Raw genomic sequence first — 24458 nt, 5'->3', positions numbered from 1 at the left:
GATGTCCCCGCCCCCTAACCCTCTCCCGAGGGAGAGGGTTAGGGGGCGGGGAAGCGGTTCAGGTCCCCTGGAGCGGCCACAGCCAGGCCGCGCCGCGTACCCCGCTGGAGTCGCCGTGCATCGCTTTGCGGATCGGCGTTTCACACTCGCCGCCGAAGACCCACTGCTTCACCAGGTCCGGCACCGTCTGATACAGCCGTTCGACGTTGCTCATCCCGCCGCCCAGCACGATAACGTCCGGGTCGAGGATATTCACCACGTGGGCCAGCGATTTCGCCAGCCGCTGTTCATAGCGGCTCAGCGCCAGTTCAGCCTTTTCGTCACCTTCTCCCACCAGGCGCATAATCTCGCTGCCGGTTAACCCTCGGCCGCTCAGCCGCTGATAGTCGGTGGCGAAACCGGTGCCGGAGATAAAGGTTTCGATACACCCCTGTTTGCCGCAGTAGCAAGGGACTTCCGCACGGTAGCGTAGCTCATCGTCGTTCATCCACGGCAATGGGTTATGTCCCCATTCGCCAGCGTTACCATTGCCGCCGATATGCGCCCGCCCGTTGAGCGCCACCCCGGCGCCGCAGCCGGTGCCGATAATCACCGCGAATACCGTTTGCGCCCCCGCCGCCGCGCCGTCCACCGCTTCCGACACCGCCAGACAGTTGGCATCGTTAGCCAGCCGGACTTCCCGCTCAAGGCGCAGGCTGAGGTCCTTATCAAAGGGCTGGCCGTTGAGCCAGGTCGAGTTGGCGTTTTTCACCACCCCGGTATAAGGCGAAATTGAGCCAGGAATGCCCATCCCCACGGTACCCTGCTGTCCGGTCGCCTGCTCGGCCATCGCCACCAGAGTGGCGATGGTCTCGATGGTTTGCCGGTAGTCCTGCCGCGGCGTGGGTAACCGGTGGCGAAACAGCTGCTCTCCCTGGTCGCTCAGGGCTATCACTTCGGTTTTTGTTCCACCTAAATCAATACCAATACGCACGCTCAGCTCCTCACCGATTAACAATGCAAGCATAGCGACAATTCGCTATCATGCCCGCCTGATTTAACGACAAAGCCGTGGAAATTATCATGCTGTGGTTCAAAAATTTAATGGTTTACCGTCTCAGCCGCGATATCGAATTGCGCGCCGAGGAGATGGAAAAACAGCTGGCCGAGCTGACATTTACCCCTTGTGGCAGCCAGGATATGGCGAAAACCGGTTGGGTGTCGCCGATGGGATCGCACAGCGACGCGCTGACGCATACGGCAAACGGCCAGATCATTATCTGCGCGCGTAAAGAAGAGAAGATCCTGCCGTCGCCGGTGATTAAGCAGGCGCTGGAGGCAAAGATCCAGAAGCTGGAAGCCGATCAGGGGCGCAAGCTGAAGAAGACCGAGAAAGATTCCCTGAAAGATGAAGTGCTGCACTCGCTACTGCCGCGCGCCTTCAGCCGCTTCAGCCAGACAATGATGTGGATCGACACCGTCAACGGCCTGATCATGGTCGACTGCGCCAGCGCGAAGAAAGCGGAAGATACTCTGGCCCTGCTGCGTAAAACCCTCGGCTCGCTGCCGGTGGTGCCGCTGACCCTGGAGAATCCGATTGAGCTAACGCTGACCGAGTGGGTCCGCTCCGGCACCGTGGCGCAGGGCTTCCAGCTGCTGGACGAAGCCGAGCTGAAAGCGATGCTGGAAGATGGCGGCGTGATCCGCGCCAAGAAGCAGGATCTGGTTAGCGACGAAATCGCTGTACACATTGAGGCCGGGAAGGTCGTCACCAAGCTGGCGCTGGACTGGCAGCAGCGTATTCAGTTTGTGATCTGCGACGACGCGTCAATTAAACGCCTCAAGTTCTGCGATGAACTGCGCGACCAAAACGAAGATATCGATCGGGAAGATTTCGCCCAGCGCTTTGACGCCGACTTTATCTTAATGACCGGCGAGCTGGCTGCCCTGATCCAAAGCCTGGTGGAAGGGCTCGGCGGCGAAGCGCAGCGCTAAGCGCCGCTTTCCTTCCTGCCGGGCAGGAAGGAAAAAACAACCCGGCGGCAGGCGCCGGGCGTCACGCTGGCTTACAGATAGCGGCACAGATAAGAGGTTGGCTCAGCCACCTGCAGATGAAATTCGCTGTTGCCTGGCACATTGAAAACTTCGCCGGCAGCGTAAACTTTCCACTCAGTCTCACCCGGCAGCAGGACATTCAGCGCCCCGCTGACTACCGTCATCTCTTCCGGCTGCGCCGTACCAAAGGTGTATTCCCCTTCCGCCATCACGCCAACGCTGGCGCGACCGGTACTGCTGCTGGTGAAGCCAATGGATTTCACTTTTCCGTCAAAGTATTCATTGCTTTGAAGCATAAACAAGCCCTTCTGATCGTCGGTTAAAGGCTCAATATAGGGGGCGCTCCTTGCCCCTGTCACGCGAAATTAACACATTAGACCAATAGTTCTGCCGCCAGTCGGGAAACCAGCACATTCGACAGCAAAACCGGAACATCGAGGGCTTTTTGTAACACATCGCGATGATGCTGATAGTAACCGAGACAGTCGAGGACCAGCACGTCGGCGCCCTGCTCCAGCAACGTTTTGCCGGCGGTTAATAACTCGCTGTCGCTGCCGGTAAACGGATTGGCCAGCGCGTAGTATGGCGACTTTTCCAGCGAGAGCCACTTTTGCCGCTGCATGGGCATGATCTCTTCCACCGGCACGATCACCCCTACCTGGTGCCCATCGACGATCGATGCCACCAGCGGCGGGATGATCCGCTGCGGCTCGAGGAGGATCGCGTGGTGGGTGGTAAAACCGGTCAGCTGTTCGGAACTGAGCAGCAGGATCACATCATAATGTTGTCGATCCAGCATCGCGATCGCGCTGCGGACATCGCGTTCAATTTTCTGTCGCGACACCATCACCAACTGGTTATTACTGAGCAAGGTCAGGAGTCCTTTCTCGCCGTCACCTACGGCGTACTCGGCCATTACCTCGTCAGGCGTCATCTCGCCCAGCAGGCTGATGTGGGCGATCTGTTCTTCCCTGATATGTTCGGTCAGGAGCGGCAATACTCCCGCCAGCGGCACAACGCCGATGGTCAAAATTGCCATCGTTGCACTACTCATATCATGTACCTTTTCACAACCACTGCTTCAACACAGGCTTTCCACACACAGCATCCGCCCCCCTGGTGAGTAAAAATCAACCGTCGAGAAGCGTAGCAGCTCCACGCCGCGGTTGAATGTAAAGATTGCCGGGCGGCGGCGCCGTGCCTGAAAAATCCGTGTGTTAGATATTCATTAGTACGACTGATAAATAAAAAATGTGAGATACGCCCGATATTGCCAGCATGGCGGGCAATTCGGGCTCAGGGGGTTACGACTTGTCAGGATCTTCATAACGCCGTTTGGCATCCACGGCTTCCTGCTCGGTAGGATGTTCGCTGATAAGCGAATCAGGCTCAGGATAATCCGCACGGAGCTGATACCAGGTCACCGTCTGACCCTGAGGACCTTTCTCTACCGCAACCACGCGCGCTTCTCTCGGATATGGGGGCCTGTTTGGCATAGTTCTTCCTTCTTCTGGTAGCAGAACTATTAAGTATAGGCGCCCCTCGCCGCCTTAATGTAAGTAAATTCTTAACTTACCGGGGTTGCCGTCGCGCTGCATAGCATGGACATAATCTGCTCCACCACCCGATCCGGCGAGGCCGTGGCATCCACAATATGGTGGGCAGCGTCCCGGTATAACGCTTCGCGCTGCGCCAGCACCTCGCCCACTTCCTCGCGCACCGGTTTTCCGGTCAGCGTCGGCCGCTGTTCGGCTTTCGGGTAGGCTTCCAGACGGTCAATCAGCGCCGACACCGAGGCCTGCAGATAAATCACCACGCCATTCTCCCGCATAAACTGACGGTTACCTTCCGCCAGTACAATACCGCCGCCGGTGGCGATTACCGTATTCGGCAGGGTCACGGCCTTCAGCGACAGGGTCTCCAGTTCGCGAAAACGCGCCCACCCTTCCGCCTGCACGATCTCAGCCACCGTCCGCTGCTCATGGGCCTGTAGCCGATGATCGGTATCGGAGAACTGAAAATGCCGCGCTCGCGCCAGCGCATGGCCGACGGTGGTTTTACCGCAGCCGCGTGGCCCAATAAGAAAGATAGGCTGTGTCATAACCGAAGACCCCCTGGTTCCGTCTGTCGCAAAAAAATGAAAACGAAAGCACGTATTATCGCTGTCTGTCCCGCAATGCATACGTAAAGAAAAAATTACACAACTTCTTTACACCCCATTACCACGGTGAGAAGAGGGGCTATTAATGTAAACTTATCATTGCATTTAGTGTTTAACCAGCTTTACTTTCCGCTTGGCGTTATTTTTTATCCACCGCTGGCGTAAACGGTAACACATTTATGCATAGCTTTACGAAGCAACATATTTACAACATCATGTTTCAGAAGCACCCTGATGCCTATTCGACAGTGTGACAGAGGAATGTAACATGCAATCTGAAGAACAACGCCTTATTGATGGACTGTTTTCCCGGCTGAAAGAGGCTGAGGCGCACAGCGCATCGCGCGATGCCAGCGCCGAGGAGCGGATTGCCCAACACGTGAGCGCGCAGCCGGCGGCCCCCTACTATATGGCGCAAACCATTCTTATCCAGGAAGCCGCGATTAAACAGCTTAACGATCGCATCCAGGCGCTGGAGAGTCAGGTCAGCCAACTGCAGGCGGCAAAGCCCAGCAGCGGCGGCTTCCTCTCCGGCCTGTTTGGCGGTGGCGGCTCGTCACGCGGTTCTGACCCTATCCCGGGCGCGGAGCAATATGGTCGCCCGCAGGCCAGCGCTCAGCCGCAGTATACGCCACCACCGCAGCAGAACTATGCCCCGCAGGCTGCCGCACGCGGCGGCGGCTTTATGGCGGGCGCGCTGCAAACGGCCGCTGGCGTGGCAGGCGGCGTGGTGCTGGGCAATATGCTGACCAATATGTTCAGCGGCTCGCACCCGCAGGAGATAGTCAATATCATCGAAGAGAAGCCGCAGCCTGATGCCGCCTCCGCGCAGGACACCACCGCAGGTGACGATCCGTTCCGCCAGGGAGACGATCAGTTCCTTGCCGACAATACCTGGAACGACGACTTCGACGCCGGCTTTGGCGACGATGATTTTGGCAGCGATGACGATAGCTGGGTTTAACCCTGGCGACGCTTAACCGCCAGCAACCACTTCTCCAGCTCGGCGGCAAACTGTTGCCGATCGCGCTGCGATAAACTATCCGGGCCGCCGGTCTGAACGCCGCTGGCCCGTAATGTCTCCATAAAATCCCGCATTGTCAGCCGCTCGCGGATCGTCGCCTCGCTGTAACGTTCCCCGCGCGGATTCAGCGCCGCCCCGCCCTTCGCCAGCACCTCCGCCGCCAGCGGGATGTCGGCAGTGATCACTAAATCTCCCGCCGCGCACTGGCGGACGATTTCGTTATCCGCCACGTCAAAACCCTGCTCAACCCGCAGGGTGCGGATGAAACGCGACGGCGGCACGCGCAGCGGCTGGTTCGCCACCAGCGTCAGCGGAGTCTGGGTCCGCTCTGCCGCGCGGAACAAAATCTCTTTAATCACGTTCGGACACGCGTCCGCATCCACCCAAATGGCCATGCCAGCTCCTGTTACCTGCAATAAGTGACGCCAATGTTACCTGCTTTTCTCCCCCAGGAAAGCGCCAGGATGGTAAGCTAATCAGATCGTAACGAAAAAAGCAGAGGGGAATGGTGATGGATAAGAAAATTGGCTTTATCGGCTGCGGCAATATGGGTAAGGCCATTCTGGGCGGGCTGATCGCCAGCGGTCAGGTACAGCCGGGACAAATCTGGGTCTACACCCCGTCGCCGGACAAGGTTGCAGCTCTGCGCGACCAGTATGGCATCAACGCCGCCGACAGCGCCCAGGAAGTGGCGCAGATTGCCGATATCGTCTTCGGCGCGGTTAAACCGGGGATCATGACCAAAGTGCTGGGCGATATCGCCTCCAGCCTGAATAAAGAGTCGCTGGTGGTCTCTATCGCCGCCGGCGTTACGCTTGAGCAGCTGGCGCGCGCCCTTGGCCACGATCGCAAAATCATTCGCGCGATGCCGAATACGCCGTCGCTGGTTAACGCCGGTATGACCTCCGTCACGCCTAACGCCCTGGTGAGCAGCGAAGATGTTGCCGAAGTGCTGACTATTTTCCGTTGCTTTGGCCAGGCGGAGCAAATTGCCGAGCCGATGATCCATCCGGTGGTGGGGGTAAGCGGTTCGGCGCCGGCCTATGTCTTTATGTTTATCGAAGCGATGGCCGATGCCGCCGTCCTCGGCGGAATGCCGCGCGCTCAGGCCTATAAATTCGCCGCCCAGGCGGTGATGGGCTCCGCCAAAATGGTGCTGGAGAGCGGAGAACACCCAGGGGCGCTGAAAGATATGGTCTGTTCCCCTGGCGGGACCACCATCGAAGCCGTGCGCGTGCTGGAAGAGAAAGGGTTCCGCTCGGCGGTAATCGAAGCCATCACCCAGTGTATGGAAAAATCAGAGAAACTGAGCCGCTCCTGAAGCTGAGCTGGCGGGCTTCAAGCCCTGAGAGGTTAAAGAACAAGGGAGCGCGAGCGCTCCCTTTTTTTCAGGTTTTCTTCAGGCAGCTACTCATGAAGGTACTGCGTTCATCGCCCTTCAGTGATTTCGCCGTGGCCGCTTTGCTGCAGTCGCTCATTTTCTGCTGCTGAGGGGTGAGCGCCTTTCCCTGCGAGGTCGTGGTCTCTTTTTTCAGACACTGGCTCATAAAGGTTTTGCGCTCCTCACCTTTCAGCATTTTGGCTGACGCTTGCTGATTGCAGTCCGTCATCCTTTGCTGCTGAGGAGTGGGCGTTTTTTCTGCCGCGCCAACCGCGCTGATAAAGATCAAGCCAAACAGTAGGGTCATCAATAAAGTTATTTTCATCGCACCATCCTTCTGTGAGTGGAACGTTGTAAGTCTGGACGCAGATAGAAAAAAAACCAGCCGGTGACGCAATTTCGCCACCGGCAGCGACTTATTTGAGACTCAGGGCAGCTTTCATGGTCGTGAACAGGTCGGTCTGATCGGTCAGGCCGACGACGTTAGCCGCATGCGGACCGTAGGCCGCAATGCGCAGTTGGGTGCCGGTGTGCTCCATCGACTCTTCCTCAGAGTTGCCGTAGCTCATCACCATCACCGCGCCATCGTGCGTGTTCAGAGCCTGGGTCAGCCCCGGAGCTTTGCTATCCGCCGGGATGATCTGGCTGGCATGCGCATGGTCGGCGGTGACGATCACCAGGGTATTACCGTCTTTTCGCGCGAATTCCAGCGCCTTCTGCACCGCTTCGTCAAGATCAACCGTTTCGCCGATCTGGCCGCACGGATTGGCCGCATGGTCCTGCTTATCGATGGACGCGCCTTCGACTTGCAGGAAGAAACCTTTCTCATTGCGACTCAGCAGGTCAATCGCTTTCTCCGTCATCTGCGCCAGCGTCGGCACCGAGGCGTCACGCTTCGGGTTTGGCGTACAGGTCACCGGCGGCTTATCGATATTACCGTGATAAGACGCCTTCGGCCCTTCCCAGCGTACCGGCATATTGCCATCGGCAAAGAGTCCCAGCAGCGGTTTATCCTGACTGGCTTCCGTCGCGGCGGCAAGAGAAGCCGCGTCGGTCACAATCTGGTAGCCGCGCGCTTGCGCCTGCTCGCGCAGGGTTTTGCCCTGCCACTCGCCCGCCGTCGCCGTTTCGGCAAAGGTCTTCGCGCCGCCGCCCAGGGTGACATCCGGTCGGGCGTTCAGCAGCTGTTCGGTAATGGAGCCTTTGCCCCCTTTTTCCAGCGCATTGCTAGGGCATTTTTCGCTGGTAACCGTCGGGCCGTAGCATTTACGCGATGTCACATGCGCTACCAACGCCGCGGGGGTGGCGTCCTGCAGCTCGGCGGTGGAAACGTTGCCGGTGGCCAGCCCCGCCGCTTTCGCCAGCTCGAGGATGGTCTGATGCGCATTCTCATGAATATCGACGCCCAGCGCGCCGTTATAAGTCTTCACGCCGGTGGTCCAGGCGGTGGCGGAGGCCGCCGAGTCGGTCACGTAGTCCGGTTTCCCGGTTTTTTTATCCAGCGAATAATGCGTGTACTGCCCGGTTAACGGCAGAGCATCAATTCCTTTAAAGAAACCGCCCGCCCCCTCGGCATAGTTTCGCGCAGCGGTAATTTCCGAATCACCCATGCCATCGCCAATCAGCAAAATAACGTTTTTAGCTGGCTTATTGATTAACGAGGCGCGCAGCGCTTCGGTTTGATCGCCTGTTAAACGACGCGCGCCGCCAGGAGTGGTGATATCTCCCTGCGCAGCGCGATTTTCCAGAACCGGCGCAGCAGTAGTTTCTGCATGAATAACCGGCGAGCCCAGTAGAGGAATCAGGGCAATAAACAGGGCGCTTAATTTCACTTTTGTCATCTCCATGTAAAAAATACTTAAAAAAACAAAACGAGGGAGACTTTATAAAAGGGAGATGACAGAAAAATGACGGCATCCTTGTCGTGTCACAAAGACTAGCTACGAGGATGCCGCAACAGCTTCTTTAGATATTGCTGCAGCAGCATCGCATCATGGTCGTTGACCGGCGGACAGGGGGTCACCTGGTCAATCGCCTGTTCAATATCCTGAATCAATGCCTGCTGGGCATCATGCTCCATATGGCGCAATAATGCGGTGACCACGATCTCCAGCGCTTCAACCTGCACCGTCAGTTCCTTTGCTTCTTCTTCCTTTTGCGCCAGTTTAACCAGTAACTCAGCAATGAGATTCTTCATAGCACCAGTTCCTTATGCGAGGCCTGTTTTGATTGGGATGTCATACGCGATGACGAACCTCAGAATTACTTAAATTAAGAATCATCGCAACACCCAATATACAGCGAAACGTTTTACCACAATAAAATACCACTATAAATAGTATTGTTTAATCATGACCGGGGTTGCTTATAACCAGATTGCCTGGAAAATAATAAAATGGAATAGCGTTCACGCCATGACGATAACAAAAAGTAATAGTAAATCCGCTGACGGCGAATAATGCTGACGGTATCGCAATAAATACCGTCAGCAGAGGTTCAGGCGTTAGCCCGGCGGGTTTGGCGCAGCATCCACGCCAGTTGCCAGAGGTTAATGAAAACGATAATGGCGGTGGCAATAAACACCCAGCGGAAGCCGGCCATGGCTGACACAGAGGCGCCAATTAGCGGCCCGGCGACGTTGCCCAGATACATAAACGACTGGTTATAGCCAAAGATACGCCCGGTGACGCTGTCGCTGCTGTACTTCAGCAATAAGGTCTGCACCGCCGGGAGCATCGCGCCATCGGCAAAGCCGAGCAGAAAACGCAGCGTACCCAATTGCAGCGGGGTGGTGACAAAGGACATGGCGAAGAACATCACCACCGCGCAGCAGAGCGTCGCCAGCAGGATCCGCGAGGTGCCGATGCGGTCGCCAAGCTTACCCAACCGTGGCGCAGAAATCAGTGCCGACACGCCGGGCACCGCGGCGATCATCCCGGCCAGAAAAGCGATATTGTTGCTGTCCGGCGCCATCGACTTAATAAACAGCGCCAGAATCGGGCCGATTGAGCCGTTGCACAATTGGATCACCAGGGTGGTGAAGAACAGGCTGATCACCAGCCCCGGATAGGGCAAAGAGGCAAAGACTTGTTTCCCGGTGAGACGCTCGCTTTTGCTGACCTGCGGGCGAACGCCCTCTTTAATCAGAAACAGGGTCACCAGAAAACTGATGGTCAGCAGGATCGCCGTAATAAAAAAGACCATCCGCAGCCCGACGTGGTCCGCCAGGAAACCGCCCAGCAGCGGACCACCGATCACCCCGCTAATTTGCGCCGTCGACAGCGTGCTTAGCGCCCAGCCGCTGCGCTCGCGCGGCACCTGGGAGGCCACCAGCGCCATGGCGTTGGGAATATAACCGGAGGTTAAGCCCATGATCGCCCGCAGGATAAACAGCTGCCAGACGTTGGTGGCGAAGGCCTGCAGTAAAATGGCAATCGCCATCCCCAACGAGGCGCGCAGCAGCATGAGCTTGCGGCCTTTACGGTCCGCCAGGCTTCCCCACATTGGCGAGACGATCGCCGAGACAAGAAAAGTGACGCTGAAGGTCAGCCCCGACCACATCGATAGCGCTTCATGCGAGGTGACGCCGAGCTGGGAGACGTAGAGGGGTAAAAAGGGGAGAATTTGACTGATCGCCAGGCCGGTAAAAAAGCAACCAAACCAGACGGAGATGAGATTAACCTTCCAGGATTCCATAACTACGCGTATTCATTAATGATTTGCCAATTATTATCTAGCTTAGCAATTTCATCCCACTGGTGTACTACCATAGATGCGCTGGCGGTGAGTTTGGTGTTTTATGGCTGCGGATGAGAGCCTGACGAAGCATTTTCTGGTCATTTAGGCTGCTCATAGCGCTTTATGCTCAAAAGCAGAAGCCCTGCCCGCGCATGCCGAAATGAAAATGGTTGGCGTGAGCCGCGTTGTACTCTGGCCCCAGCGCGTTACCGAAGTAATGGCAACTGCTGCTCAACAGCACCGCCAGCCAGGGGCGCGAAGTCTCGCTCCGCCAGCCCTGCAGGACGCTAACGCGTCTACCGTCCGCCAGACGGAAACCGCTGACGTCCAGCGCGTCCGCCGTGGCGTGTTCACTGCGCCGCGCCTGTTGACGATGGTAAATATTGCGGCAGGCAAAGCTGCCGAGATGATCGATCTGACGCAGATCGCTCGCCATCAGCTGCCGGGTCAGCGGCTTCGCCTGCTGCTCGATGTACAGCGCACTGCTCAGCGCCAGCGGGCAGCTGGCGAGAAAACTACTGCTCAGCTGCACCGAGCCAAAATTCGCCACCCGCACCACGTTACGCAGAGGGCAGCTTCCCTCGCTGTCGGCCACCGGCCGGCTGGCGATAAGCCGCCGGCGATTGGCTTCCGCCAGCAGGGAGGCGCACTGGTCTGCCGTCAGCCTGCGCAGCTTAAACGACGTCAGCCAGCCTGGGGGATCGTCCAGCGCCAGCGGCGCCAGCGGATTCAGGTGCGGCGGCAGATTGCGGTATCCCAACAGGCCCGCGCCGAGCAGCCCGGCCAGCACCAGCAGCGTCTTTCCTCTCACGCCCACTCCCGTCAATTGATCAGGTAAATATTATGGCAGCCAGGCAGCGGTTTCACATGGTATGTTATGCCCTTTGATGTTATCTGGATGGAAGTTGAAATGGCAAAGATGAGGGTTGGGATCGTTTTTGGCGGCAAGTCGGCGGAGCATGAAGTGTCGCTGCAGTCAGCGAAGAATATCGTGGAAGCGATTGATAAATCGCGCTTCGATGTGGTTCTGTTGGGTATTGATAAACAGGGGCTGTGGCATATCAACGACGCCGGCAACTACCTGCTCAACGCACAGGATCCTGCCCGCATTGCCCTGCGCCCTTCCACGGTGACTCTGGCGCAGATCCCGGGCCGCGAAGCGCAGCAGCTGATTAACGCCGAAAGCGGCCAACCGCTGGCGGCCATTGATGTGATTTTCCCGATCGTCCACGGCACGCTGGGTGAAGATGGCTCCCTGCAGGGGATGCTGCGCATGGCGAATCTGCCGTTCGTCGGCTCAGATGTGCTGGGCTCTGCAGCCTGTATGGACAAAGACGTGACCAAACGTCTGCTGCGCGACGCCGGGCTCGCCGTCGCCCCGTTTATCACACTCACCCGCGCCAACCGCGCGCAGTTCAGCTTTGCCGATGTCGAAGCGAAGCTGGGCCTGCCGCTGTTCGTTAAGCCGGCTAATCAGGGCTCGTCGGTTGGCGTCAGCAAAGTTAAAAACGAAGAGCAGTACCATCAGGCGGTGGCCCTGGCCTTCGAATTTGACCATAAAGTGGTGGTGGAGCAAGGCATTAAAGGGCGGGAAATTGAGTGTGCGGTGCTGGGTAACGACCACCCGCAGGCCAGCACCTGCGGTGAAATCGTCCTCAACAGCGAGTTTTACGCCTACGACACCAAGTATATCGACGATCAGGGCGCGCAGGTGGTAGTCCCGGCCGCTATCGCCCCTGAGCTCAACGACAAAATTCGCGCTATCGCGGTGCAGGCCTACCAGACCCTGGGCTGCAGCGGCATGGCTCGTGTCGACGTGTTCCTCACCGCCGACAACGAGGTGGTGATCAACGAGATCAACACCCTGCCGGGCTTTACCAACATCAGCATGTATCCGAAGCTGTGGCAGGCCAGCGGTCTCGACTACACCAGCCTGATCACCCGCCTGATTGAGCTGGCGCTGGAGCGCCATGCCGCGGACCGGGCGCTGAAAACCTCCATGAACTAAAACGCGTTTTACCCCGCCTGGCAGCGGCGGCCTCAGGCCTCTTCTGCCGGGCGGCGGCGGATCACAAAGCCCGCAATCCAGAAGCTAATGACCCAGGTGATCAGACCGACGGCGTAGGATTGCCACCCCTGAGTTTCAAACCCCAGCAGCCCCACCACGCCATTAAGAATAAAAATCAACCCCAGCGCCACGGCGTAGTAGTGCCAATCGCGGCGAATTTTATCAGTGAGCTTCATGCGGCCTCCAACAGCAAAAAACGCATCTTCGCATAGCCGCCCGCGGCGGTCTGTAGCGATATGGAGAATGTTGCTGGATTGCGACGCCGCTCTCCCTTTTGTGCTCCTGTGGCGCGGTTAACACAACGGCGAAAACAGGATTATTCCTGGACGGCAATTACCAGCAATCTGATACTGATGATGGCCCCTGACTGCCAGAATACCTGACATAGAGCTGGAGAAAAAACCAGCAGCGCAGATGTGGGAGGGCCTATGGCTGAATTCAGTTTTTCAAAATCGCTTTTGGGAAATAAAAAAAGGGGCGCGCTGACCGGCAGCCATGTCGCCTACGGGCTGTTCGTGTTGATCTGCTGCTGGGCCGGCGCGCAGATGCTCAGCATGCTGATCCACGCCCCGGGGGTATTTGAACGCCTGATGCAAGCCCAGGACGCCAGCCGTCCGCAAGTCGACATCAGCCTCGCCGTGGGTACCCTCTTTGGTCTGATCCCTTTCCTGATCGGCTGCACGTTCATCGGGGTACTGGCGCTTATCGTGCGCTGGCGTCAGCGCCGTTAACGCCGCGCCATACAGTTTGCCCGCCGCTCATCAACCCGTTTCGCAAACCACGCCGTCGTCAGATTTCGGGTGATTTTTGGACTCTCCAGCTGGATCCCTGGCAACATCTCCCGCGGCAGGGTTTTGCCCGTCTTTTTCTCGGCGAGACGGAAAACCTGCTGATAGAGATCGGTCTTCTCAAACGCCAGGCTGTCGCCCTTTTTCAACTGACGATGGATCTCGCTGTCGCTCATCCCCAGCTGGCTCGCCAGGCGACGCACCGCCAGCTCGGTGCTGCCCGGCTCCTCGCTGTCGTAGCGGATAAGGTCGCCGTCGAGCGCCAGTTTTACCCCGCTGGCTTTCACCACCGCGTTCTGGAAGGCGGCGTTACGGCTGGCGTACCAGCCGGCGTTGAAGTCGGCAAAGCGGTACAATGGCGCACTATAACTGGCCGGATAGTTCAGCAGATGATAGGTGCCAAACCACAGGCCACCGCGCAGACTGAAGACCTCCTGGCGCACCGTGCCGTTCATTTTCCACGGGTAGCCGGAGGTATGCTGCTCGGCAAAAGCAATGCTGACCTGCATCGGCCCCCCGGTGTGCACCGGGTTAAGGGAACCGAACAGCTTCTGCCCCATCGGCACCATCCCGATAAAGTCATCAAAAATGGCGCTCAACTGCTTTTCCGTCTTCACATTGTCCAGACGGTCGCTATAGCTTTTACCGTTTGGCGAGGTGATCTTCAGCGCGGTATGGACCAGAAACGGCGGAATGTGCATTTTTTCCGCCCGGCGGTCAATTTCCTGCCAGGCGATTTTATTCAGCCCCGGCACCACCGGATCGGACTGATAGTTAGACTCTTGCTGCGCGACCGCCAGCACCGAGCAGACGTTTTCTTCCGTCGGCGCCAGCTTCTGGCTGTCAAACGCGGTGGCGATGGCTTGCGCCCAGGCCTCCCGATCCTTGACGCTGGCCGGCATTTTCTGCCGCACTACCGACGCCACGTCAACAGGCTTCTCGCCCTCTTTCAGCGCCGGAGCCTGCTGGCTGGTACAGGCGCTCAGCGCCATGGCCGCCAGCAGCGTCAATGAAACGGGAATAATGCGCGATAAACGTGCGGCCATTATGCTTCCTTGTCTTGATTAACGTAATGTCGGGATCGCTTCCTGCAGCGGTTTGCCGTCCAGCTCGCGTTCAAAACTGCGCAGACGTTTGTAGATGGACATCAGTTCCACCAGCGTTGTCCACGAGCTGATCAGGTACTGGAACGAGCCGCGCACCTGGCCGAAGACGTTAGTAATTTGCGTCATCAGCCCGAGGGTAATCGTACCGGCAACGATCGACGGAAACAGCAGGAAAAGGCCGAAAACGTTATCCACCTGCAGATAGAGGATGCGGGCGATATTGAAATACATATAGTGGAAATAGAGACGGAAATAGTTGCGACGCACCGCGCGGAATAGCTCGCGCACCGTCGGCGGCGTGGCGCGAGTTTCATCGTCCTCGCCATAAACCAGCTCTTTACGATAGGCCGCTTCCACGCGCTGGTTTTTAAACTCCAGGCCCGGCAGCTTAATCCCCACCACCGCCAGCAGGCCGGTCCCCATCAGCGACCAGACGATAGCGGCAATCACCAGGCCATACGGCAGATGGCCGACGATAGGCAGGTCGGGAACATGTTCGGAGAGCGTCACCAGCACCGGCAGGAAGGCGATCAGGGTCATCACCGCGTTGATAAAGCTCACGCCCATATCTTCGAGAGTGGAAGCAAAACGCATGGTATCTTCCTGCACACGCTGCGCGGCGCCTTCGATATGGCGCAGATGCTGCCAGTGGGCCATATAGTGCTCGTTCATCGCCGTGCGCCAGCGGAAGACGTAGTGGCTGACGAAGAAGTTGTTCATCACGCCAATAATCACCGCGATGATCGCGATGCCGAGAAAGACGCCGATTTCCTGATAAAACTGATTGATGCTGACCTTATGCGGGGTGGCCAGCGCGCTCTGGATCAGGTCGTAGAACGGCGCATACCAGGCGTTGATCGCCACCCCGACTTCCACCAGAAACCAGGTGACGAAGATGATGAGCGAGGTGCCGAGAATCGACCAGTACTGCCAGCGGTGCGGGCAGTAGACAAACCAGAACAGCGCGAACACGCCGACGCAAAACAGATAGTAAGCGTAGAACACCAGATAGTTGAGCGACCAGAAGCGCGCCGCGCTGATCGCCACATTTTGCGATGCCCCAGTGACCCGCAGCAGCCAGTCGCCGCCGCCCGCCTGCCAAAAGATCACGGCCAGCAGCGACCAGATAAAGGCAGAAATAAAAAACGGCCCCGGTTTGGGGAAAAAAGATTTAAACATCATTGTCTCCTGCTAACTTCTTATCGTTCTGCTATTGCTGTGTACGACGCATACGTCGGCCGCCGCGTGGATGAGCCCTCGCGGGACAGACGAATGATAAGACCGGATATCAACAGCTTAGTTCTGCTGCCATGCGTGCAGAATTGTTTCTGTGGGTTTCACCTGTAAAGGATTGCCAGGAATGGTCAGCGTACGCCACACCTCATTGTAGTGGGCGATAAGCGTCGCGGCCTGCGCGGCGGGGCGGTCGGCGGTGGTGTGGGCATCTTCCGCAATAACAATACCGTACCCGCGGCTGGCGCCATTTTTAATGGTGGTATCGAGGCAGTAGTCGGTGGCGCAGCCGCAGATGACGAACTGCTGAATGTCGTGTTCGTCCAGCACCTGCGCCAGCGAGGTGTGATAGAAGGCATCGCAGGCGGTTTTGGTGACATACAGCGCGCCAGCCGGCTGCTCCAGCTCAGGAAGCAGGGCGAAGCCTTCGCTGCCGGCTTCGAGGCCGCCGGCTTCATCATGCTGAATGAAAATAACCTTGTCCGCCGCGCGCACCAGACGATTAATTTGCGCGACGCAGCGCTCGCGCGCCAGACGCGGCGTGGCGAACACGCCGTTTTGCATATCCACGACCATCACTACCCGTTGAGCCGTCATTGTTCTCTCCCACGAACCTTCAGCCAAACGGTCATCATACGCGCCGGCGAAAAAAGCCGGTATCCGAAAGCGTAAAAAAGTCTTTTTTACGCACCGTTACCTTTTTCCTGCAGGAATGTCGTGAATCCCGCTTTGTTCTGCGCCACTTCGTAGTATAAATACCCTCTTCTTTTTTATTTATTTAATGGATGATCTCCGTTGAAACGTAGTTTGCTCATTTTTGCTGCGCTGTGCGCGGCGTCGTGGACCTCGGTGCAGGCCGCACAGCCTACCGTTGACCCGGTTTTCGCCTCGGATGTGGTCGATCGTTACGCCAATCATATCTACTACGGCAGCGGCGCCACCGGCATGGCGCTGGTGGTTATCGATGGCAATCAGCGTGTTTTTCGCAGCTTTGGCGAAACCCGCCCGGGGAATAATCAGCACCCGCAGCTCGACTCGGTGATCCGTATCGCCTCCCTCAGCAAACTGATGACCAGCGAAATGCTGGTGAAGCTGCTCGACCAGGGGGTGGTGAAACTCAACGATCCGCTGAGCAAATACGCCCCGCCGGGCGCCCGGGTGCCTGACTGGCAGGGAAAACCAATCACCCTGGTTAACCTCGCGACTCATACCAGCGCCCTGCCGCGCGAGCAGCCTGGCGGCGCCGCTCATCGTCCGGTGTTTGTCTGGCCCACCCGCCAGCAGCGCTGGAACTGGCTCTCTACCGCGACCCTGAAGACCGCGCCGGGCTCGCAGGCCGCCTACTCCAATCTGGCCTTCGATTTACTGGCGGACGCGCTCGCCACCGCCGCCGGCAAACCGTATCCGCAGCTGTTTGAAGAACAGATCACCCGGCCGCTGGGGATGAAGGACACCACCTTTACCCCGTCACCGGATCAGTGCCAGCGGCTGATGATCCCGGAAAAAGGCGCCAGCCCATGCAACAACACCCTGGCGGCGATCGGCAGCGGCGGAGTCTACTCGACGCCGGGGGATATGATGCGCTGGATGCAGCAGTTCCTGTCATCCGATTTCTATACCCGCAGCCAGCAGGCCGACCGGATGCAGACGCTGATTTATCAGCGTAACCAGCTGACCCGGGTGATTGGTATGGACGTGCCGGGCCGCGCAGACGCGCTGGGCCTCGGCTGGGTGTATATGAAGCCGAAGAACGGCCATCCGGGGATTATTCAGAAAACCGGCGGCGGCGGCGGGTTTATCACCTATATGGCGATGAATCCGCAGGCTAACGTTGGCGCCTTTGTAGTGGTAACCCGCTCGCCGTTAACCCGCTTCAACAATATGAGCGATGGCATCAACGACCTGGTCAGCGAGTTGAGCGGCGCACAGCCCAACATGCAGACGGCCAGCCAGTAAGCCCGGGGAAGGTTTCGCCGATGCGCCATAACGATCGTTTTGGCGAAACATCCCGCTGCCATTTCAGTTACACTATCGTCTTTCATTTCACAAAATCAGGCAAACCATGACAGATTTAATCACTCGCCCCCGCCGCCTGCGTCAATCCGCTGCGCTGCGCGCCCTGTTTGAAGAGACAACACTGAGTTTGAACGACCTGGTGTTGCCGATCTTTGTTGAAGAAGAAATTGATGATTACAAAGCGATAGAGGCCATGCCCGGCGTGATGCGCATTCCGGAAAAATATCTGGCGCGCGAGATCGAACGCATCGCCAACGCCGGGATCCGCTCGGTGATGACCTTTGGTATTTCTCATCACACCGATGCCACCGGCAGCGATACCTGGAATGAAAATGGTCTGGTGGCGCGTATGTCGCGGATTTGTAAGTCCACGGTGCCGGAGATGATCGTCATGTCCGATACCTGCTTCTGCGAATATACCTCCCACGGCCACTGCGGCGTGCTGTGCGACCACGGGGTGGATAACGACGCGACCCTGGAAAACCTCGGCAAACAGGCCGTTGTCGCCGCCGCCGCGGGGGCGGATTTCATCGCTCCTTCCGCCGCGATGGACGGTCAGGTGCAGGCGATTCGCCGCTCGCTGGACGCCGCCGGCTTCACCAATACGGCGATCATGTCCTACTCGACCAAGTTCGCTTCTTCCTTCTACGGTCCGTTCCGCGAAGCGGCCGGTACCGCGCTGAAGGGCGATCGGAAAACCTATCAGATGAGCCCGATGAATCGCCGGGAGGCCATTCGCGAGTCGCTGCTCGATGAAGCCCAGGGCGCCGACTGCCTGATGGTGAAACCGGCTGGCGCCTACCTGGATATACTGCGCGATATCCGCGAACGCAGCGATCTGCCGCTCGGCGCCTATCAGGTCAGCGGTGAGTACGCGATGATCAAATTTGCTGCCCAGGCGGGCGCTATTGATGAAGAGAAAGTGGTTCTGGAAAGTCTCGGCGCTATCAAACGCGCAGGCGCCGACCTGATCTTCAGCTATTTCGCCCTCGATCTGGCCGAGAAAAAGATCCTCCGTTAAACCCGCCCCTCCCCGGTGGCGCTGCGCTTACCGGGGCCCGCAGTCCCATCCCGCATGTAGGCCGGGTCAGGCGCAGCCGCCACCCGGCACAAAAACGGCTCCCTACTCGTAGCCATTGCCCGGCGGCGCTGACGCTTGCGCGGGCCTACGAGATTGCCGGGCCAGCAGTCCCATCCCGCATGTAGGCCGGGTCAGGCGCAGCCGCCACCCGGCACAAAAACGTCTCCCTACCCGTTGTCATTGCCCGGCGGCGCTGACGCTTGCGCGGGCCTACGAACTTGCCGGGCCCGCAGCCCCATCCGCATGTAGGCCGGGTCAGGCGCAGCCGCCACCCGGCGCAAAAACGGCTCCCTATCCGTCGTCTCCCCCGCTGCGACCGAAACTTCACCCAACTGTAATCTGAACGACATCTCCACCTTCTACTGTCTGGGCAGGACGGAGGAGGAGCCACTATGTTTAGTCTCGACAACGTACTCGATGACCTGTGGCCTCAGGCGAGGCCCGCCCCCTGGCAAAAGAAACTGTTAAAAAAGCTATTTTATGAGGAAGAGTTTCAACAATTTGCCGACCGTCACCGCCACCTGAAGGGGCTTGATACGGTCGAACAGGTACTGGAATACCTCAATATCCGCTGTGCCATCCCGGCGCACGATCTCGAACAAATCCCCGAATATGGCCCGCTGGTCATTATCGCCAACCACCCCACCGGCACCCTCGACGGCCTGGCGCTCCTGTATGCGGTATCCCGCGTGCGCCGCGATGTCAAAGTGGTCACCAACCGCATGCTCACCCACCTTGAGCCCCTGAGCTCGCTGTTTATCCCGGTAGATAATATTCATGGCCGCACCGCTAAAGCGGCGCTGCAGCAGATGGACCAGCAGCTGCAGGCCGGCGGGGTGCTGATCTTCTTCCCGGCGGGGGAAGTCTCCCGTCTGACCCGCCACGGTATCCGCGATAAAAAATGGCACTCCGGCTTTATTAAGCTGGCGGCAAAATATCGCGCCCCGCTGCTGCCGGCGTGGATTAACGCCCGCAACAGCGCCCTGTTTTACGCCAGCACGCTGGTCTCCGACGACCTGCCGCTACTCCTGCTGATGCAGCAGATGTTTCGCCGGCGCAACAGCAGCCTGCCGGTGCGCATCGGCCAGCAGATCCCCTGGTCGAGCTGGTTCGATGCGCAGTCCAGCGCTCGCGAGCTTACCGGCCGCTGCTATCAGCACCTTGAACAGCTGCGCAAAGGGCTGCCGGGGCGGTTTAAAACCGAAAGCGCCATCGCCCGTCCGGAAGACCGGGCGCTGCTCAAACGCGAACTGCACAAGGCCGAATGCCTGGGCCGCACCGCCGATGGCAAAGTGATTTACCTCTGGCAGCGCAACGGCCAGGAGGACGCGCCGCTGCTGCGCGAGCTGGGACGCCTGCGGGAAATCGCCTTCCGCGCGGTCGGGGAAGGCAGCGGCAAAAGGCGGGATATCGACGGGTATGACGACGACTATCTGCATCTGATCCTGTGGGATGAAGAAGACCTCGAGATCGTCGGCGCTTACCGCTTTATGCCGACGGCCATCCAGTTGGCAAAGCGCGGCCTGGAGGGGATCTACAGTTACAGTCTGTTCCATTACGACGGGCGGATGGACGATGTCCTGCAGCACGGCATTGAGCTGGGGCGCAGCTTTATCCAGCCGCGCTACTGGGGGCGTCGCGGGCTGGACTACCTGTGGTCCGGCATCGGCGCTTATCTGGCGCGCTATCCGCACTATCGCTATCTGTTTGGTCCGGTGTCGATTTCTGGCGGATTGCCGCCCGCCGCCCGCGATCTGCTGGTGGCGTTCTACCGGATGTGGTTCCCGGCGACGCATCCGCTGGCGGAGTCGCGTCGCCCTTATCCGGCGTCGCTGCCCGACGTGCTGGCGCAGTTTGGCGGGGAGGATTACAACGACGACCTGGCCCGGCTGAAGTCTCTGCTCGGCAATCTCGGCTGCGCGATCCCCCCGCTGTATAAGCAGTACTCGGAAGTGTGCGAGCCGGGCGGCGTGCAGTTTATCGATTTCGGCAGCGACCCGGATTTCAATAACTGCGTGGATGGTCTGGTGCTGGTGGATTTGACCTATCTGAAAGCGAACCGCTATCAGCGCTATATTGGCGCGCATCTGGGTGCGCAAAAATCGGCATAAAAGCTTTTTCCCGGCTTGCGGCGCGTTGCGCCTTAGCCGGGCTACCGTTTCCGACGGATCGGTAGCCCGGAAAAGGCGCGTCAGGCGCCGCCTCCGGAAAGCAGCGGGCAATGTTCTCCGCGGCTCGCGGCTGATGCCTTAACCGGCTACAAGCCTTACCCCGCCCGGTAATACGGCTTATCGCCGAGGATCGTCGCCCGGTGCATGAGCCGCCGCTGAGGCAGATAGTCGGCGTTGGCGTAATGCTGCGTCACCCGGTTATCCCAGATAGCGACATCGTTCGGCTGCCAGCGCCAGCGCACCTGAAACTCCGGTTTAGTGACATGAGCAAACAGGAAGTTCAGCAGCGCTGCGCTCTCTTTCTCACTCACCTCGACAATTCGCGTGGTAAAGCCTTCATTAACGAACAGCGCCTGCTTGCCGGTCACCGGGTGGGTACGCACCACCGGGTGCAGCAGCGGCGGATGCTTCGCCACCGCTTCCTGCCAGCGCCGATGCTCGGCTTCGGTCTTGTTGTACTTATACTCCTGGAACGATTTGCGGAAATCGTGTTCGGCATGCAGGCCGCTCAGCAGCTGCCGGAAAGGTTCTGACAGCGCTTCCCAGGCGGCGATGCCGCTGGTCCACAGGGTGTCCCCGCCGGTCGTCGGCAGCTCTTTCGCCGCCAGAATGGCGCCGGCGGGCGGCGTGTCGATAAAGGTGACATCGGTATGCCAGTTGTCATTATCCGGCGGATTATCGTTGTGGGTATCGAGGACGATAATCTCCTCCACCCCTGGGGCGTGAGGGTAGACCGGATGGATATGCAGGTCGCCAAAACGCAGCGCCAGATCGCGCTGTTGCGCCGGGGTGATATTCTGCTCGCGCAGGAATACCACCTGATGACGCAGCACCGCGTGATACAGCTGCTCAAACTGGTTGTCGCTCAGCGGACGGGTTAAATCCGCCCCGCTCACCTGCGCGCCAATATAGGGCCCCAGCGGGGTAATGCTCAGACGTTCACTCATTGTACTTCTCCATGCCAGGGCGTCAGGCGCCGCTGCAGCGCGCGCAGACCCAGTTCCAGTAAAAAGGCGATAATGGCAATCACCGCGATCCCCGCCAGCACCACATCGGTGGCGAGAAACTCGCCGGCAGACTGCACCATAAATCCTAATCCGCGGGTGGCGGCGATCAGCTCAGCGGCCACCAGCGTTGACCAGCCCACCCCGAGACCAATGCGCAGCCCGGTAAGGATCTCCGGCAGCGCGCCGGGCAGGATCACCAGCCACAGCACCTGCGCCCGGCTGGCGCCCAGCGAACGGGCAGCGCGAATCCGCACCTGCTGCGCGCTTTTTACCCCTGCCAGCGCCGACATGGCTACCGGCGCGAAAATCGCCAGGTAGATCAGCAGGATCTTCGAGGTTTCACCGATGCCAAACCAGATCACCATCAGCGGTAAGTAGGCCAGCGGCGGCACCGGACGATAGAGTTCGATCAGCGGGTCGAGGATCCCGCGCACCGTCGAGTTGAGCCCCATGGCGATCCCCACCGGTACGCCAATAAGCACTGCCGCCAGCAGGGCGATAACGATCCGCGTCAGGCTCGCCGCCAGGTGCTGCCAGAGCGTCGCATCCATAAAGCCCTGTGGCCCGGCGATGGTGATAAGCTTCTGCAGCACCTGGCCCGGCGGCGGCAGAAACAGCGGGCTAATCAGCTGCAGCGCCGCGACCGCCCACCAGACGGCCAGCAATACCGCCAGGGTCGCCACGCTGAGGGTGAGCTGGCGGGAGAGCGGCCAGCGCCACTTCAGCGTCGACTGACGCGGTTTGTCGTTCAGTACCACGCTCATGAGAAAGCCTCCCGTTGATCAAACACCCGGCTCAGAATGTATTCCCGCTGTTCAATAAAGCGCGGGTCGGATTTGATGCTGCGGCAGGATTCGCCCGCGACAAAGCGACGGCTGAAATCAAGCGGCAGCCTCTCCACCACCCGTCCCGGCCCCGGCGACAGCAGCACCAGCTCGGTCGCCATAAAAATGGCCTCTTCAATATCATGGGTGATCAGCAGCACCTGTTTGCCGGTCTCATGCCACAGTTTCAGCAGCAGCGTCTGCATCTGCTCGCGGGTAAAGGCGTCAAGCGCGCCGAAGGGCTCGTCCAGCAGCAACAGCTGCGGATTCGCCGCCAGCGCCCGGGCGATGCCCACCCGCTGGCGTTGACCGCCGGACAGTTGCCAGATAAAGCGCTTTTCCGCCCCTTCGAGCCCCACCTTCTTCAGCATCTGCGCCGCCGCTTGCCGGCGCTGCGCTTTATCCACGCCCGCCAGCTGGAGGCCCAGCGCCACGTTATCCTGCACATTGCGCCACGGCAGCAGACCTTCATTCTGGAAGACCACCCCGCGCTCTGCGCCCGGCCCGGCCACCCGCTGACCTTCGAGGGTGATGCTGCCGTGCTGATAGGGCACGAATCCGGCAATCAGGTTCAGCAGGGTAGTTTTACCGCAGCCCGAAGGCCCCAGCACCACCAACAGCTCCCCACTCTCCAGCGTCAGGTTGATATCCGCCAGCGCCGGTTTACCGCCGTAGTCAGCGGAAAGATGCGAGATTTGCAGCATCGCCGCCTCCTTTACTTCACAAAGCGGTCAGTAACGTACTGACGATAATCGGTTCCCGCCGCAGGCACTTTGCCCTGCTCTTTCAGGAAGCGCGCGGTATCGACGATGGCCTGATTGACCGGCCCGTTCAGCGCCTGCGCCTGCTCAGCGGCGGTGAGATAGGTATTGCCCTTCACCAGCCCGGGGACATCGGCTTCCGGCACGCCGCTCAGGCGCGCCAGCTTGCTGATGTTGTCCGGCTGTTTCAGCCATGCCTCCGGGTTGGCGATGTAGGGCTGCTGGGCGTCGATGGCGCTTTTAGCAAACGCTTTGACGATCTCCGGATGCTGCTCGGCGAAGTCCTTACGGACCACCCAGACGTCAAGTGTCGGCGCGCCCCACTCCCCAACCTGAGAAGAATCGGTCAGCACCTTGCCCTCCTTTTCCAGTTCGTTAACCGCTGGCGCCCAGACGTAAGCGCCATCGATATCCCCGCGCTGCCAGGCGGCGATAATCGCCGGCGGCTGCAGGTTAATAATCTGTACCTGGCCCGGCTTGATGCCCCAGTGTTTGAGCGCCGACAGCAGGCTGTAGTGGGTGGTGGAGATAAACGGCACGGCAATGCGCTTGCCGATCAGATCTTCCGGTTTGGTAATGCTTTTCTTCACCACCAGCGCTTCGGAGTTGCCGAGCTTTGAGGCAAGCAGGAACACTTCAATCGGCACCTGCTGGCTGGCGGCCACCGCCAGCGGGCTGGAGCCGATATTACCGATCTGCACATCGCCGGAGGCCAGGGCGCGTACCACGCTGGCGCCGCTGTCAAATTTCCGCCAGTCGACGGTCGCCCCGCTGGTTTTGGCGAAGGTGTTGTCCGCCTGGGCGACTTTCGCCGGCTCAGCGGAGGTTTGATACGCCACGGTAACGTTGACCGCCTGCGCCTGGAAGGCGGCGACAGCCAGCGCCGCCAGAAGAGTAATTCGCGATGTGAATGCCATAATGTCTGCTTCCCCTGAGTTGTTATAGGTGCAGTATTTCCGGCATCAGGATGGAGATGAAGTAATTAAAAATTCTGGCTAATAGCGAATCGTTTTTAGAACAAAAGCGGGAAAGGATAGTTGGTTTTGTGCGGTGAGTTAGTGGCAG

General features: G+C 58.9%; 27 protein-coding genes. 8 read left to right on the top strand and 19 right to left on the bottom strand.

Annotated features, from left to right (window positions below; translation table 11 throughout):
• Positions 1–58: 58 nt before the first annotated feature.
• Complete coding sequence (gene mak, locus KHQ26_RS12580; protein ID WP_004177274.1) at positions 59–973, bottom strand: fructokinase; 915 nt, start codon at positions 971–973, stop codon at positions 59–61.
• A gap of 89 nt (positions 974–1062) precedes the next feature.
• Here mak and rdgC point away from each other — a divergent pair, with 89 nt between their 5' ends.
• The gene (gene rdgC / locus KHQ26_RS12575) at positions 1063–1974 is read left to right on the top strand and encodes a recombination-associated protein RdgC (RefSeq protein ID WP_002890285.1); all 912 of its coding nucleotides are present in this window, start codon (positions 1063–1065) and stop codon (positions 1972–1974) included.
• Between the two features lie 71 nt (positions 1975–2045).
• Here the strand turns inward: rdgC and ppnP are convergent, their stop codons facing one another.
• The 4 genes from ppnP to aroL form a co-directional block, all read right to left on the bottom strand.
• Positions 2046–2330 (bottom strand): pyrimidine/purine nucleoside phosphorylase, encoded by a 285-nt coding sequence (gene ppnP, locus KHQ26_RS12570; protein WP_002890284.1) that lies wholly within the window; start codon positions 2328–2330, stop codon positions 2046–2048.
• Between the two features lie 77 nt (positions 2331–2407).
• Positions 2408–3088, bottom strand: a complete 681-nt coding sequence (locus KHQ26_RS12565) for an AroM family protein (protein WP_004144619.1) — start codon at positions 3086–3088, stop codon at positions 2408–2410.
• A 250-nt stretch (positions 3089–3338) separates the two neighbouring features.
• Positions 3339–3530, bottom strand: coding sequence for a YaiA family protein (locus KHQ26_RS12560; RefSeq protein WP_002890278.1), 192 nt, complete (start codon positions 3528–3530; stop codon positions 3339–3341).
• 71 nt (positions 3531–3601) lie between these two features.
• Positions 3602–4135: a shikimate kinase AroL gene (gene aroL, locus KHQ26_RS12555; RefSeq protein ID WP_002890276.1), complete on the bottom strand. Its 534-nt coding sequence runs from the start codon at positions 4133–4135 to the stop codon at positions 3602–3604.
• Positions 4136–4463: 328 nt separating this feature from the next.
• On the opposite strand from aroL, the gene KHQ26_RS12550 reads away from it, so the two are divergent.
• Positions 4464–5159, top strand: a complete 696-nt coding sequence (locus KHQ26_RS12550; RefSeq protein WP_016531801.1) for a DUF2076 domain-containing protein — start codon at positions 4464–4466, stop codon at positions 5157–5159.
• On the opposite strand, the gene KHQ26_RS12545 is transcribed toward KHQ26_RS12550, so the two are convergent.
• On the bottom strand, positions 5156–5614 hold the full coding sequence (locus tag KHQ26_RS12545; protein WP_002890230.1) for a YaiI/YqxD family protein: 459 nt from the start codon (positions 5612–5614) through the stop codon (positions 5156–5158). The genes KHQ26_RS12550 and KHQ26_RS12545 overlap by 4 nt on opposite strands.
• A 116-nt stretch (positions 5615–5730) precedes the next feature.
• On the opposite strand from KHQ26_RS12545, the gene proC reads away from it, so the two are divergent.
• Positions 5731–6540: a pyrroline-5-carboxylate reductase gene (gene proC / locus KHQ26_RS12540; protein ID WP_004177276.1), complete on the top strand. Its 810-nt coding sequence runs from the start codon at positions 5731–5733 to the stop codon at positions 6538–6540.
• A gap of 67 nt (positions 6541–6607) precedes the next feature.
• Here proC and KHQ26_RS12535 read toward each other — a convergent pair whose 3' ends face one another.
• From KHQ26_RS12535 to KHQ26_RS12515, 5 genes are all read right to left on the bottom strand, one after another.
• Positions 6608–6925: a PsiF family protein gene (locus KHQ26_RS12535; RefSeq protein ID WP_004177277.1), complete on the bottom strand. Its 318-nt coding sequence runs from the start codon at positions 6923–6925 to the stop codon at positions 6608–6610.
• A 91-nt stretch (positions 6926–7016) separates the two neighbouring features.
• Entirely contained in the window at positions 7017–8447 is a 1431-nt protein-coding gene (phoA, locus tag KHQ26_RS12530; RefSeq protein ID WP_004232385.1) for an alkaline phosphatase, read from the bottom strand.
• A gap of 89 nt (positions 8448–8536) precedes the next feature.
• Positions 8537–8797, bottom strand: coding sequence for an anti-adapter protein IraP (iraP, locus tag KHQ26_RS12525; protein ID WP_002890221.1), 261 nt, complete (start codon positions 8795–8797; stop codon positions 8537–8539).
• Positions 8798–9096: 299 nt separating this feature from the next.
• Positions 9097–10296, bottom strand: coding sequence for a multidrug efflux MFS transporter (locus KHQ26_RS12520; protein ID WP_002890219.1), 1200 nt, complete (start codon positions 10294–10296; stop codon positions 9097–9099).
• Between the two features lie 169 nt (positions 10297–10465).
• Positions 10466–11149, bottom strand: coding sequence for an extensin family protein (locus KHQ26_RS12515; RefSeq protein WP_004177278.1), 684 nt, complete (start codon positions 11147–11149; stop codon positions 10466–10468).
• Positions 11150–11248: 99 nt separating this feature from the next.
• Here KHQ26_RS12515 and ddlA point away from each other — a divergent pair, with 99 nt between their 5' ends.
• Entirely contained in the window at positions 11249–12346 is a 1098-nt protein-coding gene (gene ddlA / locus KHQ26_RS12510) for a D-alanine--D-alanine ligase (protein WP_004177279.1), read from the top strand.
• Between the two features lie 32 nt (positions 12347–12378).
• Here ddlA and KHQ26_RS12505 read toward each other — a convergent pair whose 3' ends face one another.
• Positions 12379–12582 carry a DUF2754 family protein gene (locus KHQ26_RS12505; protein ID WP_002890215.1) on the bottom strand — a complete coding sequence of 68 codons (204 nt, stop codon included), beginning with the start codon at positions 12580–12582 and terminating at the stop codon, positions 12379–12381.
• Positions 12583–12834: 252 nt separating this feature from the next.
• Between KHQ26_RS12505 and KHQ26_RS12500 the strand changes: the two genes are divergently transcribed.
• Positions 12835–13137 carry a YaiY family protein gene (locus KHQ26_RS12500; RefSeq protein ID WP_002890210.1) on the top strand — a complete coding sequence of 101 codons (303 nt, stop codon included), beginning with the start codon at positions 12835–12837 and terminating at the stop codon, positions 13135–13137.
• Here the strand turns inward: KHQ26_RS12500 and KHQ26_RS12495 are convergent.
• The 3 genes from KHQ26_RS12495 to KHQ26_RS12485 form a co-directional block, all read right to left on the bottom strand.
• Positions 13134–14240: a DUF1615 domain-containing protein gene (locus KHQ26_RS12495; protein WP_002890207.1), complete on the bottom strand. Its 1107-nt coding sequence runs from the start codon at positions 14238–14240 to the stop codon at positions 13134–13136. The two genes, KHQ26_RS12500 and KHQ26_RS12495, sit on opposite strands and share 4 nt — an antisense overlap.
• 18 nt (positions 14241–14258) lie before the next feature.
• Positions 14259–15479 carry a peptide antibiotic transporter SbmA gene (gene sbmA / locus KHQ26_RS12490; protein ID WP_002890204.1) on the bottom strand — a complete coding sequence of 407 codons (1221 nt, stop codon included), beginning with the start codon at positions 15477–15479 and terminating at the stop codon, positions 14259–14261.
• 117 nt (positions 15480–15596) lie between these two features.
• The gene (locus KHQ26_RS12485) at positions 15597–16109 is read right to left on the bottom strand and encodes an isochorismatase family protein (RefSeq protein ID WP_072143249.1); all 513 of its coding nucleotides are present in this window, start codon (positions 16107–16109) and stop codon (positions 15597–15599) included.
• Between the two features lie 219 nt (positions 16110–16328).
• Between KHQ26_RS12485 and ampH the strand changes: the two genes are divergently transcribed.
• From ampH to KHQ26_RS12470, 3 genes are all read left to right on the top strand, one after another.
• The gene (gene ampH / locus KHQ26_RS12480; RefSeq protein ID WP_004147279.1) at positions 16329–17489 is read left to right on the top strand and encodes a D-alanyl-D-alanine-carboxypeptidase/endopeptidase AmpH; all 1161 of its coding nucleotides are present in this window, start codon (positions 16329–16331) and stop codon (positions 17487–17489) included.
• 106 nt (positions 17490–17595) lie between these two features.
• On the top strand, positions 17596–18570 hold the full coding sequence (hemB, locus tag KHQ26_RS12475; protein WP_002890201.1) for a porphobilinogen synthase: 975 nt from the start codon (positions 17596–17598) through the stop codon (positions 18568–18570).
• A gap of 452 nt (positions 18571–19022) precedes the next feature.
• Positions 19023–20741: a lysophospholipid acyltransferase family protein gene (locus KHQ26_RS12470; RefSeq protein ID WP_004177281.1), complete on the top strand. Its 1719-nt coding sequence runs from the start codon at positions 19023–19025 to the stop codon at positions 20739–20741.
• Positions 20742–20896: 155 nt separating this feature from the next.
• On the opposite strand, the gene tauD is transcribed toward KHQ26_RS12470, so the two are convergent.
• Genes tauD through tauA form a run of 4 tightly spaced genes read right to left on the bottom strand, consistent with a single transcriptional unit; the run spans position 20897 to position 24310 of the window.
• Entirely contained in the window at positions 20897–21748 is an 852-nt protein-coding gene (gene tauD / locus KHQ26_RS12465; protein WP_004177282.1) for a taurine dioxygenase, read from the bottom strand.
• Positions 21745–22572 carry a taurine ABC transporter permease TauC gene (tauC, locus tag KHQ26_RS12460; protein ID WP_004144603.1) on the bottom strand — a complete coding sequence of 276 codons (828 nt, stop codon included), beginning with the start codon at positions 22570–22572 and terminating at the stop codon, positions 21745–21747. Before tauC ends, tauD begins: the two co-directional genes overlap by 4 nt.
• The gene (tauB, locus tag KHQ26_RS12455) at positions 22569–23336 is read right to left on the bottom strand and encodes a taurine ABC transporter ATP-binding subunit (RefSeq protein WP_002890194.1); all 768 of its coding nucleotides are present in this window, start codon (positions 23334–23336) and stop codon (positions 22569–22571) included. Before tauB ends, tauC begins: the two co-directional genes overlap by 4 nt.
• A gap of 11 nt (positions 23337–23347) precedes the next feature.
• On the bottom strand, positions 23348–24310 hold the full coding sequence (tauA, locus tag KHQ26_RS12450; protein ID WP_002890192.1) for a taurine ABC transporter substrate-binding protein: 963 nt from the start codon (positions 24308–24310) through the stop codon (positions 23348–23350).
• Between the last annotated feature and the right edge of the window lie 148 nt (positions 24311–24458).

Source organism: Klebsiella sp. 10, assembly GCF_018223925.1.
GTDB lineage: Bacteria > Pseudomonadota > Gammaproteobacteria > Enterobacterales > Enterobacteriaceae > Klebsiella > Klebsiella pneumoniae.
This window is presented reverse-complemented; position numbering and strand designations above follow the sequence as displayed.